The organism is Acinetobacter stercoris (genome assembly GCF_900323515.1).
GTDB classification, from domain to species: Bacteria; Pseudomonadota; Gammaproteobacteria; order Pseudomonadales; family Moraxellaceae; genus Acinetobacter; species Acinetobacter stercoris.
This window is the reverse complement of sequence record NZ_OOGT01000087.1, coordinates 1-15044: the sequence shown is the minus strand read 5'-3', so window position 1 is coordinate 15044 and position 15044 is coordinate 1. Positions and strand designations below refer to the sequence as shown.

General features: G+C 36.5%; 16 protein-coding genes. 5 read left to right on the top strand and 11 right to left on the bottom strand.

Going from position 1 to position 15044, the window contains the following annotated elements:
- Positions 1–147 precede the first annotated feature (147 nt).
- The 9 genes from trpB to KPC_RS10460 form a co-directional block, all read right to left on the bottom strand.
- Positions 148–1356, bottom strand: a complete 1209-nt coding sequence (trpB, locus tag KPC_RS10505; protein WP_121974332.1) for a tryptophan synthase subunit beta — start codon at positions 1354–1356, stop codon at positions 148–150.
- 31 nt (positions 1357–1387) lie between these two features.
- Positions 1388–2575: a vWA domain-containing protein gene (locus KPC_RS10500; RefSeq protein ID WP_121974331.1), complete on the bottom strand. Its 1188-nt coding sequence runs from the start codon at positions 2573–2575 to the stop codon at positions 1388–1390.
- Between the two features lie 959 nt (positions 2576–3534).
- The gene (locus KPC_RS10490) at positions 3535–4386 is read right to left on the bottom strand and encodes an AAA family ATPase (RefSeq protein WP_121974329.1); all 852 of its coding nucleotides are present in this window, start codon (positions 4384–4386) and stop codon (positions 3535–3537) included.
- Between the two features lie 18 nt (positions 4387–4404).
- On the bottom strand, positions 4405–4824 hold the full coding sequence (locus KPC_RS10485; protein WP_121974328.1) for a hypothetical protein: 420 nt from the start codon (positions 4822–4824) through the stop codon (positions 4405–4407).
- Complete coding sequence (locus tag KPC_RS10480; RefSeq protein ID WP_121974327.1) at positions 4814–5119, bottom strand: YcgL domain-containing protein; 306 nt, start codon at positions 5117–5119, stop codon at positions 4814–4816. Before KPC_RS10480 ends, KPC_RS10485 begins: the two co-directional genes overlap by 11 nt.
- 119 nt (positions 5120–5238) lie before the next feature.
- The gene (locus KPC_RS10475) at positions 5239–6381 is read right to left on the bottom strand and encodes a ribonuclease D (protein ID WP_121974326.1); all 1143 of its coding nucleotides are present in this window, start codon (positions 6379–6381) and stop codon (positions 5239–5241) included.
- 470 nt (positions 6382–6851) lie between these two features.
- Complete coding sequence (gene recR, locus KPC_RS10470; RefSeq protein ID WP_121974325.1) at positions 6852–7448, bottom strand: recombination mediator RecR; 597 nt, start codon at positions 7446–7448, stop codon at positions 6852–6854.
- Between the two features lie 10 nt (positions 7449–7458).
- Complete coding sequence (locus KPC_RS10465) at positions 7459–7788, bottom strand: YbaB/EbfC family nucleoid-associated protein (protein ID WP_121974324.1); 330 nt, start codon at positions 7786–7788, stop codon at positions 7459–7461.
- A gap of 28 nt (positions 7789–7816) precedes the next feature.
- Complete coding sequence (locus tag KPC_RS10460) at positions 7817–9004, bottom strand: O-succinylhomoserine sulfhydrylase (protein WP_121974323.1); 1188 nt, start codon at positions 9002–9004, stop codon at positions 7817–7819.
- A 140-nt stretch (positions 9005–9144) separates the two neighbouring features.
- Here KPC_RS10460 and KPC_RS10455 point away from each other — a divergent pair, with 140 nt between their 5' ends.
- The 4 genes from KPC_RS10455 to KPC_RS10440 all read left to right on the top strand — a co-directional run bounded on the left by KPC_RS10455 (position 9145) and on the right by KPC_RS10440 (position 12821).
- Positions 9145–10242, top strand: a complete 1098-nt coding sequence (locus KPC_RS10455) for an alpha/beta fold hydrolase (protein ID WP_121974322.1) — start codon at positions 9145–9147, stop codon at positions 10240–10242.
- Positions 10243–10767: 525 nt separating this feature from the next.
- Entirely contained in the window at positions 10768–11037 is a 270-nt protein-coding gene (locus KPC_RS10450; protein WP_121974321.1) for a YARHG domain-containing protein, read from the top strand.
- Positions 11038–11057: 20 nt separating this feature from the next.
- Positions 11058–11471: an HIT family protein gene (locus KPC_RS10445; protein WP_121974320.1), complete on the top strand. Its 414-nt coding sequence runs from the start codon at positions 11058–11060 to the stop codon at positions 11469–11471.
- A gap of 252 nt (positions 11472–11723) precedes the next feature.
- Complete coding sequence (locus tag KPC_RS10440) at positions 11724–12821, top strand: porin (RefSeq protein WP_121974319.1); 1098 nt, start codon at positions 11724–11726, stop codon at positions 12819–12821.
- Positions 12822–12886: 65 nt separating this feature from the next.
- Here the strand turns inward: KPC_RS10440 and KPC_RS10435 are convergent, their stop codons facing one another.
- Together KPC_RS10435 and KPC_RS10430 are read right to left on the bottom strand one after the other, a co-directional pair.
- Complete coding sequence (locus tag KPC_RS10435; protein WP_121974318.1) at positions 12887–13468, bottom strand: YidB family protein; 582 nt, start codon at positions 13466–13468, stop codon at positions 12887–12889.
- 115 nt (positions 13469–13583) lie between these two features.
- Entirely contained in the window at positions 13584–14054 is a 471-nt protein-coding gene (locus KPC_RS10430) for a DUF6231 family protein (RefSeq protein WP_121974317.1), read from the bottom strand.
- 33 nt (positions 14055–14087) lie between these two features.
- Between KPC_RS10430 and KPC_RS10425 the strand changes: the two genes are divergently transcribed.
- The gene (locus KPC_RS10425; RefSeq protein ID WP_121974316.1) at positions 14088–14960 is read left to right on the top strand and encodes a DUF2797 domain-containing protein; all 873 of its coding nucleotides are present in this window, start codon (positions 14088–14090) and stop codon (positions 14958–14960) included.
- Positions 14961–15044: the final 84 nt, after the last annotated feature.

Sequence of the window (15044 nt, the reverse complement as noted above, 5' to 3'; positions counted from 1 at the left end):
ATTTTATAAGAGGTTACTCATCCAAAAGCTATAATTGGTAAATACATGATGAATTATAAAAATAATAGCTGATTAAATAGATTGATTTTCAATCAATAATAAAAAAAGCCAGTTTACAAAACTGGCTTTTTTAGTTGAAACAGAATGTTAATTCAAACCTAGCTTCTCTGCGACATAGTCTGAATCTTTGTCTCCACGCCCAGATAAATTCACCACGATTTTGAGTTCTTTAGACATTTTAGGCGCTTCCCTGAGTGCCCATGCCACTGCATGTGAACTTTCAAGTGCGGGAACAATACCTTCTACACGAGATAAAGTCATGAAAGCATCCAGACACTCCTGATCGGTTGCGGTACTATATTCAACTCGTCCAAGATCTTTTAGAAAACTATGCTGAGGTCCAACGCCAGGATAATCTAGACCTGATGCTATCGAGTGTACTGGTAAAGGTTCACCCTGCTCATTTTCCAATACATAACACTTCATTCCATGTATTTCACTTGGCTTGCCCAAGGTCAGCGTTGCTGAGTGCATATCAGTATCCAACCCATGACCAGCAGGTTCAACACCAACCAGCTTTACATCAGGATCATTTAAAAAAGCCGAGAAAGCACCCATTGCATTTGATCCACCACCCACACATGCCACAACATAATCTGGATGTTTTCCAAAACGCTCTTGTGTCTGTTGTTTTATTTCATCACCGATAATCGACTGAAAATCACGAACCATTTTTGGGAATGGGTGGGGGCCAACCACTGAACCAATAGCATAGATAAAGTTTTCAGGATCTTTTAAATATTCTTCAAAAGCACTATCTACCGCATCTTTGAGCGTTGCTGTACCACGCGTAACAGAAATAAGAGTTGCACCCAAAATTTTCATTTTGACAACATTTGGATGCTCTTTTTCGATATCTACTTGCCCCATATGAATTTCACAAGGAATACCAACCAGTGCACAGGCCGTTGCTAAAGCTACACCATGTTGTCCCGCACCTGTCTCAGCAATCACTTTGGTTTTACCCATATACTTGGCAAGTAATGCCTCACCTAAACAGTGATTGATTTTATGTGCACCAGTGTGATTTAAATCCTCACGTTTTAAATAAATCTGTGCTCCACCTAACTGATCAGATAAGCGTTTAGCATGAAATAATGGACTAGGTCGCCCGACATAATGAGTAAATAATTCAGTTAGTTCATTTTGAAACTCTGGAGTTTGACGAATTTTTTCATAAGCAACATTAATATCATCCATTGCTTCTTTTAAATGTGGAGGGATAAACTGGCCACCATATTCACCAAAAAATCCATCTTCATTAGGTAGCGCGATGCCATTCATCTGATACTGCATATTATCCCCTTGTTACTATTACTTACTCGTACTATCTCGCTAAATACTTTGTCATGTCTTCTATACCTTTTAGAGTCATAGGATACATGTGATCTTCAAAGATTTGTTTAATTAAACCAATTGTTTGAGTATAATGCCAGTAATTTTCTTCTTCAGGGTTTAACCAGGCCGTTTTTTCAAAATGCTGTCGTAACCGACGCAGCCAGACATCACCTGCTTCATCATTCATATATTCAACCGAACCACCAGGCGATTTCAACTCATATGGCGCCATGCTGGCATCACCAACAACAATTACCCGATAATCTTTCGCGTAGGTATTAAATAAATCCCAAGTATTCATTCTGGTAGAGGAACGGCGAAAATTATCTTTCCAAACATAATCATACAAACAGTTATGGAAATAAAAATATTCTAAAGTTTTAAATTCAGTTTTTGCCGCACTAAATAATTTTTCACATTGGGCAATATAGGAATCCATTGAGCCACCGACATCAAACAACATTAACACCTTAATGCGGTTACGACGCTCTGGAACCATCTGCACATCTAAAATACCCTGTTTTGCGGTTTCCCTGATCGTACCGTTAATATCAAGCTCTTCAGCAGCACCTTGACGGGCAAATTTACGTAAACGGCGTAAAGCTAACTGCATTTGCCGCGTACCCAAAATTTGATTATCGTCCAGATTTTGATATTTGCGCTGTTCCCAGACTTTAACTGCTGAACGTTTACGGCCTGGTCCACCAATACGCACACCTTCCGGGTGATCGCCATAAGCACCAAACTGCGATGTCCCGCCCGTGCCAATCATCCTATTACCACCTTGATGTTTTTTATGCTGTTCTCTTAAACGTTCTTCCAGCATTTTCATCAGCTCTTCCAATGAGCCTGCTTTTAAAAGTTGTTCTCGTTGTTCTGGTGTCAGGTTTTTTTCAATCAGTTCTAAATCAAACCAGTCTTTTGGAAGTTTATGTACCTGATTAAGTAGCTCATCCAAGTCAAAGGTTTGAATCCCCTCAAAATAATCTTTTATCGCACGATCAAATTTGTCGAAAAAACGTTCATCTTTAACCAAAATAGTTTTTGCAAGTTGATAGAATTCATCCTGATCAGCAAAAACCAAACCTTGACTAACAGCCTGATTTAAATCAATCAATTCACGTGTCGTAACTGGTATACCATACTTTCTGAGTGTATAAAATAACCGCACAAACATGGGCGATAAATTCCTTTTTATAAAATAAATTGTTAGAACGTGAAATTACGATTCTGCTACCACAATAAAAGAATCTAAAAACTTGAACTTCAAGATTGAAACTCATACCTATTATCAGAGATAGTTTCTTAGTAGTAAAGTGCTGTACAGTTCACGAATAGGATATCCTGAACGGAGTATAACAATACGCCACAAATACTTTGTTATTGAAATAAATTTATATCTCAGTAATTTTGGTAATTCATTTCAATAACCGCGATAAAAAAATCAATATCCGAACAAAATATAGCAACTATTTTGATCCTGGTATCTTGTTTAAACTCAATTTAGCAACACAATTATATAAAGTCGATGCAGCAGTTACATTAGACGAACCTATAACTGTCTTTGATGCAGGTGTAGATTTTATAAACGCATTACTAATGGAATATCAGGAATCATCGCTAATGCGCTTCGGCTATCTACAGTGCCTGATAAAACCCAGTTTAGTTTTTACATGATACCCTTTTCACTTCATCAGCAGAACTTACTTAATAATGATTGCGCACCTATGCTGGTTATCAATGGTGAGAAAACCGGTACACTCCTCAACGAGATAGCGTCTTATTTCGTCATTACCCAAATAATAAAGTCTGGCTTTTCCGTAATGTGACACATTGTGCAGCACAAAGTATAGTTCGTATTACCCCATCAGTAATCGCTTGGTTAAGTTTACATTTACATGATGAAAATTTTCGAAAACACATACAATTCAAGCTAGCCTTGTCACCCACTTATAGCATGAGTCATAAGAGCTATATCAATAAAATATATTGGTACGTTATTAGAAATTTTCTGTGCTTATATTTACAGTCAAATTATCAGCATTCATAGAATGTCTGATACGAATCTGATTATTAAATAAAACTGTCAAAAATATTCGACAGTTTCATTTCAAACCAAGCAAAAATTCTGTTTTTCTATCTGCGCGACATAAATGCTAAACGCTCAAGCAATTGTACATCTTGCTCATTCTTAATCAATGCACCATATAATGGAGGAATTGCTTTACTCTTATCATGATTTCTCAGAATATCTTCCGGCATATCATCAGCCATGAGTAAACTCAACCAATCAATTAGTTCAGAAGTAGAAGGTAATTTCTTTAATCCTGGTATCTGACGCAATTTAAAGAAAATCTGTAAAGCTTCATTGACCAATGTTGTCGAAATATCTGGAAAATGAACTGCAATGATTTCACGCATTGTTGCTTCATCCGGGAAATCAATATAATGAAAAAAACAACGACGCAAAAATGCATCAGGCAACTCTTTCTCATTATTTGAAGTAATGATCACAATAGGACGTTGTGAAGCTGTGATGGTTTCTGATGTTTCATAAACATAGAAAGACATTTTATCCAGTTCGTGTAACAAGTCATTTGGAAATTCGATATCTGCCTTATCAATTTCGTCAATTAACAGTACACATCGCTCATTACTAGTAAAAGCTTCCCACAATTTACCCGGTTTAATGTAATTTTTAATATCGTAAACACGATCATCACCTAACTGGCTATCCCGAAGGCGCGAAACTGCATCATACTCATAAAGCCCTTGTTGAGCTTTAGTTGTTGACTTGATATGCCAAGTAATAAGTTTAAGACCTAAGCTTTCTGCCACTTGCTCAGCCAATAAGGTTTTACCAGTTCCAGGTTCACCTTTTACCAATAACGGTTTTTGCAAAGCACGTGCAGCTTTTACAGCAAGTTTTAAACTATCAGTCGCGATGTACTGATCTGTTCCAGTAAATTGTTGAGCATCAACAGACATGTTTAAACCTTATTTTTATTAAAGAGGTGTTGAACTTTTAACAGCAGAGCTGTTATCGACAACGCTCTTTTTAGAAACATATTTTGACCAGAAATATCCTATAACCAGCCCTAAACCGATAACCAAAGTCATAAGGGATAAATTTGACCAGATGAGTGATGAGTCTTTGGTTAAAAGACCAAATAAAAAGCCAAAGAATGCAGGAGCTACTGATGAATTAGGTCCCTCTGAAATAGAGGGCGTGGCTATTAATGCAAAAACAATCACCCAAGTGATACCACCTAAAGGCTGTGGTAACCGTTTTTGTATTTCATACCAACACCACAATATAATCAAAGCACCGAGAATATAAACTGCTACAGCAATACTATCTTCAGGAATAACATCCAGTATTGAACCAAGATTTTCCCATATTCCCGTCTGATCTTCACGCACCACGTAATCCCTCAGGTTCTACTGCATTAGGATTGATTAATCCTTCTGGCGGCATTTGAATGAAAAAACCTTTCGTATGTAATGAATCAAGCACATGTAAAACATTGACCCGTGCCAGCTTTCTCGTTTCTGAAAGCTCTAGATTCATTACAAAAGTTGCACGACCAAATGCTATTTTTATTGCATCAGGAACAACTTCTAAAGGATCAGCTTGTTCATCATTATCTGTATGATTAGGACGAGCAATGTAAAGATACATTTCATCTTTTTTGCTCGATTTATAAATATCACAATGCATTGTTACAACAGGACTCATAAACTTAGATCACAGGATACAACAAAATCAGACTAGATACATTAGCGATTGTTAACGCACCAGTCGTGTTTCAACATAAAATATAAAAACAAAAAAAGAATTTAATCGTAGACTTTCATTTGGGTCGTCAAATATTCTTCATCTTTTGACAATAACTGAATCAATGGCTCAGTTAACAACTCATAGCGCCACCCTAACAAATAGCTTGGTAAATCCTGATCATCATTATGAAATACAACATGTTGGTAAAGTGCATTCAACCATTTCTTTCGTAAAAGCACTTCTTTAGGAACACCAGTTTCATTTACGACATGCTGAACCAATAGATCAATTTGTTCGGTAATATTTTTGGATGAATGTCGGATCGGACGAGCAATACGTAGCGGCCACTGTTGGCTATCTGGTAAAAATTTTAAAAGATCCAAAATAGTTTTGCCATGTTCTCGCACTACGTTTGGACGAATATTTTTAATATTGGTAAGCTGGAAATTATTTTTTGGATTTTTTTCTACCAGATCTATCATGGTAGAATTTTTCAATATAAAACTACGCGGTAAATTCAGTGCTTTTACCATCTGTTCACGCCATATTGCAAGTTGTTGCAATTGCATAAGTTGCCGACGTGAATGTCTATAATTCCCAACATCCAGATAAAGTTTATCTAATGGTGTTTCCTCAGCAATTTCTTGCGTTAGACTGTCACAATCTTCAATTACACATTCATAGAGATATTTACTTTGTAACTCTGATTTTACCTTTTCCGCCAATTGCATAATGTAAAGTACATCATTGGCCGCATACGACATTTGCTCAGGTGTTAATGGTCTAGCCAACCAATCTGAACGAGTCTGATCTTTCTCTATATCAATATCCAACATTTGTTTTAGTGCATTCTGATAGCTCACTTGTAAACCATAACCTAGAAATGACATGGCAACTTGTGTATCAAAAACATTTGATAAGGATTTATTTTGTGAATAATGATAAATCAGATCAACATCTTCACTACAAGCATGAAAAATGTTTTGTTGAGCCTGAGACAATTTGCTCCAGAAATGCGTCAGATCTAGTGTTGTTCCATCTAATAGAAACACTTTCTCATCGACATTAACCTGAAAAACACCTAATTTCGGCCACAGTGTATCAACCTTAATAAATTCGGTGTCCAAACCATAAGTTTTGCATTGACTCATTAAAGTCAGAACATCTGTGAGTTCAGTCTGTTGTTGGATAAATTGAAACATCTCGATTCGAGTCAAATTTTAAATTTGAAATTAGCAGAATATTACCCTAATTTATATCATTTAAATATAAGATTTTTCCACTATTCCTCTATAAAGATTTGTTTTAAAAGGTACATCAATCTAATGTAATACTTTTTAAATCTTTTTAACAATAAGTATAAATCTCATTTATTGTGTTTATAAAATCCTTTTTTGAACGCACTATTTAATCAGCATATCCGTTATATTCGCAAAAAACCACACTTTATCGACTTAAACTACAAAAACATTATCATTTTAGACATTGTTGGCACTTCTTATTGCAAAATATAGTGAAAACCAACAATGAAAAAATGATTGACGATTAAAGATTGTTCGCATTGCTACATACTTGTAACCATGAGCATTTTAAGAAAGTTGAATGATCTAAACAATTAAACAATCATGGCTATAATGTGGTGGTGAAAACACTTTTGATCTGGCTCAGATCTTTATTTCATACGCATCCGATTATGCACAGCCTGACTTAAAGTATGACTATCAACATACTCTAACTCCCCACCTTGTGGTACGCCTTGTGCAATACGCGTCATTTGAACAGGTAAATGCTTTGCTGCTTCAACAAGATAATGTGCCGTTGCTTGCCCCTCAACCGTTGCATTCGTTGCCAGAATCACCTCTTTGATCTGACCACTACTTAAGCGCTGAATCAGGTAAGGAATACCTATCTCTTCTGGTCCGATACCGTCAAGTGGTGAAAGATGACCACCCAAAACATGATACTTGCCTTTGAAACTACCACTTTGTTCAATTGCCATTACATCTGCTGGTGATTCAACAACACAAAGTACCTGATCATCACGTTCGGTAGACTGACAAATGTCACAAATATCATTCTCGGTTAATGAATGACATATTTCGCACTCATGAATATAAGATGTTGCTTCATTCAACGCATGAGCCAAGCCTATTGCACCTTCTTTATTTTTCATAATCAGGTGTAACGCCATGCGTTGAGCCGATTTCGGACCAACGCTAGGCAAAATACGTAGTGCTTGAACCAACTGATCAAAACGGTCACTAAACACGTATACTTCCTTAGAATAAGCCTGAAAGACCCGGAGGCAAACCCATACCCGAATTTGCAGATTTCATTTTCTCTTCTGAAATGCTCTCAGCCTGACGTGCAGCATCATTCATTGCAGCTGCTATCAAGTCTTCAATCATATCTGGGTCATCTTGTAAAAGATCCGGGCTAATCTCAATGCGTTTAACCACGTTACGACAAGTCATGGTCACTTTAACCAGACCGCCACCAGCTTCAGCATGAACTTCTGTTTGAGCAAGCTCTTCTTTCGCTTTTTTAACGTTGCTTTCCATTTCTTTTTGCATGCGCTGGGCTTGTTGCATCAGCATATTAATGTTCATACATCTCTCCGAACATAATGTTTATTTATTAGACCAAATCTAAACCATGCGACAAGTCGCGAATAATATCATCGGCATCTTCCAGTCCAACTGAAAGGCGAATTAACCCTTCACGGATTCCTGCTGCTTCTTTAGCTTCTGGTGATAATTTTCCATGCGTCGTCGTTGCAGGATGGGTAATTGTAGATTTTACATCACCCAAATTACCAGTAATTGATATAAATTTTGTATTATCAATAACTTTCCATGCACTGTCACGCCCACCTATCACTTCGAACGAAACAATACCACCAAAGCCTTTTTGCTGTTTCGCTGCAAGCTCATGACCAACATGATCTTTTAAACCAGCAAAATACACCTTTTCAATTTTATCATGCGTTTGTAACCATTCAGCAATTTTCTGTGCGCTTGCTGAATGTGCATTCATACGTAATTTTAAAGTCTCTAAACCTTTTAAGAATACCCATGCATTAAAAGGACTCATCGAAGGTCCTGCAGTACGTACATAGCCAAAAACTTCTTCCAACAGCTTATCACTACCTACAACAGCACCACCTAATGCACGGCCTTGACCATCCAGATATTTTGTTGCTGAATACACAACTAAATCAGCACCTAATTTCAGTGGCTGTTGTAAAGCAGGTGTACAAAAACTGTTATCTATCGCAAGCAGTGCATCATTCTTATGAGCCAAATCAGATAAAGCCTGTACATCAGCAATTTCTGATAGCGGGTTTGATGGTGATTCTACAAACAGCAACTTGGTTTCAGGGCGAATTGCATTTTTCCATGCATTTATATCTGTCAAATCAACAAAATCAACTGCCACACCAAATTTGCTGACGTATTTTTCAAATAATGAAACTGTAGAACCAAATACAGCACGTGAGCAAATGACATGATCTCCGGTTTTTAAGAAAGACATTGCAACTGCCATGATCGCAGCCATACCTGAACTTGTTGCAACACAACGCTCACCACCATCCAAAGCGGCTAAGCGTTTTTCAAACATTGCAACCGTCGGATTCGTAAAACGTGAATAAATGTTGCCAGGTTCTGCTCCAGAGAATTTCGCTGCTGCTTCAGCCGCATTTTCATACACAAATGATGAAGTTAAAAAAATCGGTTCGCCGTGCTCACCTTCAAAACTACGTGTATGACCTGTACGAATCGCTAAAGTATCAAGTTGGTATTCAATGTCGTCTTGTTGGCTCATCTTAAAAATCCAGTCCTGAACTGTGTTTGTAAATAATTGCCAACATTTTGAGCGTCTAAGGTATTTAAGGTCAAGGTAAAATATGAAAATATCGCTTAGACTTCGAGCAATCTTTTATAATAAAAGGACTAATGGCTCACATGGATCAAGTTAAAGATAAACTGAAAGGTCAACAAAACAAGCTTAAAAACTTGTCCACTCGTATTTTCAATGGAAAATCTCTCGTTCTGTCTCAGTCCACACCATATGATATCGTAGCGGAATATCACAAATCTAAAGCACGTTACTATCCTTCACAAAGCCGAAAATATACAGAACCTTTGGTCTTTGTTGCCCCACTTGCTATCAATATGGCAATTTACGATTTATATCCATATCGCTCACTAGTCAAACATTTTACCGAGCATGGATTTGATGTTTATTTAATTGATTGGGGAAAATTAAATTATCACGACCAAAACCTAAATTTTCTTAACTTCATTGATGAGGCCATTCCATTTTTTGTGAATCGAATTCGGGAACATTCTGGTAGTGACCAGATCTCCCTTCATGGATGGAGTATGGCTGGCATTTTTGTCATGCTTTATACAGCTCTACGTCAACCCAATTATGTAAAAAACCTGATTGTACTGGGAAGCCCGATCGATAGTTTTGCATCAGGCAGTATTGGCAAGCTTTATAAAAGGTTAAATCATTTTGTCCGGCATAGACCTAAATTAAAACAGACCATGTTTCATGGCAAAATTCCGAACAGGTTGATTCATACTCCAGGCATTATTAATGCACTCGGTTTTAAGATTTTAGACCCTAAGGGCTGGTTTGATGGACACAAACAACTTTTACTTAATCTCGATGACCGTCAAATGCTGCATGAACATGCAACCTTAGGTAATTTTTTAAATCACATGATTGATTATCCTGGTGGGATTAATCAAGACATGTTGTTTAATGTATGGCTACAAAACCCGCTTAAACAAGGTTCAATTTACCTTCATGGTAAAACAATTGAACTTAAAAATATCCAATGCTCACTTTTTGTCGGTGCTGGAAAAAATGACCAAATGGTTTCAGCAGATGCTGTTCGCCCACTAACGACACTAACTCAAAGCCATGATGTCAGTTATAGCCTGATTCCTGGTGGTCATTTAGGTTTGATGTCTAGTCAAAAAAGTGCGGAACAATTTTGGCCAGTATTGACACAGTGGTTAGCTGAACGCTCAACTACGCTAAACGAATAGAATTTCAATATTTCAGGATAATATTAGTTTTTATTTTTCCTATAAATGAAACGAATGACTATTGCCATATTACGGTTAGGTCACTCGTTTCCATTTTCATAAAATCTGTTGATGATTCTGTAGTTTTTAATCTGCTTTATTTTTAAGTTATTTGATCTTAAAAAAGAATATGCATTTTTTTAAATACAGATTTTATGAAAAATTAAAGTATTAAAAGCCATTTATAAACCTCCTTTTAGATACAAGAAATTCATATTTTAGTCATTATTTAAATACATCATGAAGCTTGATCAAAACCTGCACAAAGATATGAAATGAATAAAAACTCAATTCTTTTCCATCTTTCAAACGAGTGTTTATTAGACCTTTGATCTAATAAATTGAAATTTTTATAGAAATGTCTCTCATACCTAGCCGCTATTGTGAAATAGCCCTGATAAATCAATTTTTTCGTCATTGAATAATCAATATTAGATCTTATATATTGAAAAGCCGAACAACCCAACTTAAATGATAGGAGTTCAAATGAATAAGCTTAAAATTGGTGTATTCTCTGGTTTAATGATGTTTGCTGCAATGAATAGTTTTGCTGCAACACCTGAACAAGAATGTCAAAAACTTAAAGATGACTATAATGTCATTTATGCCTCTAAAGGTTTCTGTTTTAAAGATCCTGAAGCAAAGGCAAAATTTGGGAATGAAAACTGCTATACCTCTAAGCCTAAATTTTCAGAAAGAGAGCAACAAAGACTTGACGAAATCAAGGCACGTCAGAAAGAATTGAATTGTAAATGATTTAATTTAAGGAGTTAATCATGGCTTACGATGACCAGAATATTTTTGCAAGAATTCTTCGTGGTGAATTACCTGCAATCAAAGTCTACGAAGATGACAAAGTTCTTGCTTTCATGGATATCATGCCGCAAGCCGAAGGACATACATTAATTATCCCTAAAACTCCTGCAATTACCCTACTTGACTTGCCTGGCGAAGATGCTGCATATACTATCCAGATCGTCCAGAAAATTGCTAAAGCAATTGAAAAAGGATTAGGAGCGAAAGGTATTGTATTGATGCAACTATCAGGTGCTTCAGCAGGTCAAACAGTACCTCACGTACACTTTCATCTGATTCCTAGCTCTGTTCATGAACTAGGAAAACATGCAGCAACAATGGGCGACACTGACAAAATTAAAGCGCAAGCTGAAAAAATAAAATCAGCACTTTGAATTCCTGTATAAAATTCTAATGAGGCTTAGGCCTCATTTTTTATATTTAAAAAAGCGTTCAAACAAGTTTTGTTTATTTTTCCACTATTTAACCGTCATTAAATTGTAACTTTTCGTTCACTTCATTGTCATAAAGTTTGCAGATACTGCATAGCAAGTTGGTGAGCATCTGTAATCTTTTGTTCAAATTGCTCGCCAAAACAAGAGCGAATAAGGCTTACGCCATTTTTTGACAGTTTTGGAGAAATCTCAATGAAAAAAGTGCTACTCGCTGCAGCAATTGCATCACTAGGCTTAAGCGCAGCGCATGCAGCGCCTACATTGTATGGGAAGCTAAATGTTTCAATAAACCAAGTTGATAATAATGATTTCAAGGGGAATGATGAATCTCAAGTAAACTCCAATGCATCTCGTCTTGGAATTAAAGGTGAAGAAAAACTTACTGACCGAGTTGGGGTTGTATATCAAGCAGAATGGGCAGTTGCAACAGATGGAAAAGACGGTGGTTCTGATACCGACTGGAGTGCACGAAATCGCTTTTTAGGTCTTAAATTTAAAGACATCGGTACAGTAAAAGCTGGTAGCTATGATTCATACTTCAAAACTGCTGCAGGTAAATATCAGGACATCTTTAATGATGATACAAACTTAGATATTACCAAAACTATGCATGGTGAAGAACGTCCAAAAAATGTTGTGGGCTTTGAAACTGATAAAAACTTATTAGTCCCTGGTTTACAGTTCAATATTATGGCTATCACTGGTGAAAATAAATCATCAGACTATACAACCAAAGAACGCGATAGCTTTAATGCAGTATCTACCTCTTTAACATATGAAAATAAAGATTATGGTTTTGCCGCTGCTGTAGCAGGTAACTTTGGTGTGCCAGGTGCATACAATGCATTAGGTTTAAAAGATATTGAATCTGATGCATACCGTATCACTGGTTCATATGATTTTACTAAAGCTGGATTACCAGGTTTTGTATTAGGTGCATTATACCAGTATGCTGAACCTTCAGATTCACCATCAGCTGCCTATTTAACAGCAAATAAATTAAATTCAAGTGTTGCATCACTTGAAGAAAAAGCATGGGTAATCCAAGCAACTTATAATATCTTAAACACACCATGGACTGTTAAAGGTCAATATCAGTCTGCAAAATCTTCTGCTGATAATATGGATGATCGAAAAATTGACCAATATGGTATTGGTTTAGATTATAACTTCAACAAACAAACACGTTTCTATGGTTTAGTTGCTCAGCAAAAGCGTGACTGGATGAATAAACCAGGTGAAGATGATAAGAAAACTGTATATGGCGTAGGTATGGAATATAATTTCTAATCTCAACCAATATATTAAGTAAAAAAGAGAGCCTTTTGGCTCTCTTTTTATTAGATGATTAATATTTATTTTAGAAAGCCTGAAACCAGCCCCAAAACTTTTTGAATATCAGCATTTGCTTCCTGATCGTCAGTACCATCACCTTGTGGAGTAAGTGAATCAATGATTTGTGGTAATACTGATGAAATTGCACCGTATACCTGATCTGTAGGCACATTCACCTGTGATGCAACTTGTTCAACATCCTGAGTATTGAACAAATTCTGAATTTGTCCAACAGCTGCTTCATTATTACTTTGATCTGGATCAACCCAGCTTTGTACTTGCCCACCAAGACCTGCATTTTGAAGCTTTGCTAAAGCACCTTGTAATCCACCTTGTCCCTGAATCCAGTTCAAAATAAGTGGAACTACAGCGACAAGTAAAGCACTCCCCCCGCCTTGTTGTGAACCACCTGTGAATTGACCTAAAACCGAACCTAGAATTCCCCCTAGTCCGCCTTGACCTGCCTGCTGTTGACCACCTGTGACTTGTCCCAAAACTGAACCTAAAATCCCTCCTAGCCCCCCTTGCTCTTGACCAGATTGTTGTTGACCACCCAATGCTTGTTGCGCCAGTATTTCTACAATATTGCTTAGATTTGTCATGAGTTTTCCCTGATAAAATTTATGACTTAACAAACAGAATACTTTGATTTTTCAAACACACCAAAAAGCAAATTGTTAATTTTTGCAAGAGTTTAACGCTATATTCAAAACATTATCACCAACGAAATTTATCCCAATTTTCTGGATTTGCCCAAAATTTTGAATTAAACCAATCTGGCACATGCTTATAAGTAAGAATGTTAAATTGCCATAAAGCGAAATCACTTTCATGTGATGTTTTATCTATCAGTTGAGTAAATCCTAGTGCCCTCAATAATTGCTCATCTTTTAATTGGCATGTAACAACTATACGTTTTGCCATAAGATCACGTAGTTTTACTAGAATTTGAGATTTTTGATTATCTGAAATATCTCGCAACTGATGAGTATCTAATAACACAAATCCTAAATCATAACGTTGAGTAAAAGGCAGACTTAGGAACTCAGTTAAGTTAAAATAGTGCCATTGAATTAAATGATTTGTACTGTATTCGGCAAGATTTTGCCCGATACAAAGTGCTGTTGTGATTGACTGTTCTTTTGATAAATCGTCTAGCATTGAAGTGATGACATTTAGCTCAGCCATAACAGCACCTTTATTTTGAGTGAGTAATTAAACATGGAACTACAGGGCATTTGCCATAAAATGCATGCAGGTTTGAAAGACCTTAGTGTAACTGATCAACAAACTCACAAGGCAAATGTTGAATATAAATTTATATTAGATCGTTCAGAAATTGAACTTCCATTTAGTTTGGGACAAGAAATTGAACTGGAATGGACAGGAAATATCTATTGTGTATCCTGTGGTGTAAAAACGCCTAAATCATATTCCCAAGGTCATTGTTTCAAATGCTTTAAGACAAAAGCAGCTTGTGATATGTGTATCATGAAACCTGAGACCTGCCATTATCATCTAGGAACTTGCCGTGAAGATGATTTTGCACATGAAGTTTGTTTTCAGCCACATATTGTTTATCTAGCAAATTCTAGTGCTCTAAAAGTAGGAATTACCCGTATTGGGCAAATGCCAACTCGTTGGTTAGATCAAGGTGCAACTCAAGCTTTACCGATCCTGAAAGTAGGTTCTCGCCGTCTATCAGGACAACTCGAAACGATGTTTGGAACACAAGTTGCTGATAAAACGGATTGGCGAAAACTCCTCAAAGGTGAAGCTGACCCAATCAATCTGGTCGAAATCCGTAATGAACTTGTTGAAGAATTTGCACCTAAAATTCAAACAATTCGCGATGAATTTTCTCAAAATCTGGAATTTAATGAAACTGTTGAATACTTAGAAGATGAGCTACCACGTGAATTTGTTTATCCTGTTGATGCTTATCCTGAAAAAATCAAGTCACATAATTTGGACAAAACTCCTATTATTCGCGGAAAACTTCAAGGTATTAAAGGTCAGTATCTGATTTTGGATACTGGTGTAATTAATATCCGCAAATACACAGGCTACGAATTGAAGGTTCGAGCTGAGTAAATGATATCATCATTTGAATAATTTTATATACCCTCTTGATTTAGAGGGTATTTTTATAAGTATATTATAATACCTGAATAATAA

What these genes read in the sequence shown, in the direction of transcription:
- trpB (WP_121974332.1), bottom strand. Translation starts at nt 1,356, where the DNA reads ATGCAGTATCAGATGAATGGCATCGCGCTACCTAATGAAGATGGATTT.
- KPC_RS10480 (WP_121974327.1), bottom strand. Translation starts at nt 5,119, where the DNA reads ATGCATTGTGATATTTATAAATCGAGCAAAAAAGATGAAATGTATCTT.
- KPC_RS10500 (WP_121974331.1), bottom strand. Translation starts at nt 2,575, where the DNA reads ATGTTTGTGCGGTTATTTTATACACTCAGAAAGTATGGTATACCAGTT.
- KPC_RS10440 (WP_121974319.1), top strand. Translation starts at nt 11,724, where the DNA reads ATGAAAAAAGTGCTACTCGCTGCAGCAATTGCATCACTAGGCTTAAGC.
- KPC_RS10460 (WP_121974323.1), bottom strand. Translation starts at nt 9,004, where the DNA reads ATGAGCCAACAAGACGACATTGAATACCAACTTGATACTTTAGCGATT.
- KPC_RS10475 (WP_121974326.1), bottom strand. Translation starts at nt 6,381, where the DNA reads ATGTTTCAATTTATCCAACAACAGACTGAACTCACAGATGTTCTGACT.
- KPC_RS10450 (WP_121974321.1), top strand. Translation starts at nt 10,768, where the DNA reads ATGAATAAGCTTAAAATTGGTGTATTCTCTGGTTTAATGATGTTTGCT.
- KPC_RS10435 (WP_121974318.1), bottom strand. Translation starts at nt 13,468, where the DNA reads ATGACAAATCTAAGCAATATTGTAGAAATACTGGCGCAACAAGCATTG.
- KPC_RS10425 (WP_121974316.1), top strand. Translation starts at nt 14,088, where the DNA reads ATGGAACTACAGGGCATTTGCCATAAAATGCATGCAGGTTTGAAAGAC.
- KPC_RS10455 (WP_121974322.1), top strand. Translation starts at nt 9,145, where the DNA reads ATGGATCAAGTTAAAGATAAACTGAAAGGTCAACAAAACAAGCTTAAA.
- KPC_RS10430 (WP_121974317.1), bottom strand. Translation starts at nt 14,054, where the DNA reads ATGGCTGAGCTAAATGTCATCACTTCAATGCTAGACGATTTATCAAAA.
- KPC_RS10465 (WP_121974324.1), bottom strand. Translation starts at nt 7,788, where the DNA reads ATGAACATTAATATGCTGATGCAACAAGCCCAGCGCATGCAAAAAGAA.
- KPC_RS10445 (WP_121974320.1), top strand. Translation starts at nt 11,058, where the DNA reads ATGGCTTACGATGACCAGAATATTTTTGCAAGAATTCTTCGTGGTGAA.
- KPC_RS10490 (WP_121974329.1), bottom strand. Translation starts at nt 4,386, where the DNA reads ATGTCTGTTGATGCTCAACAATTTACTGGAACAGATCAGTACATCGCG.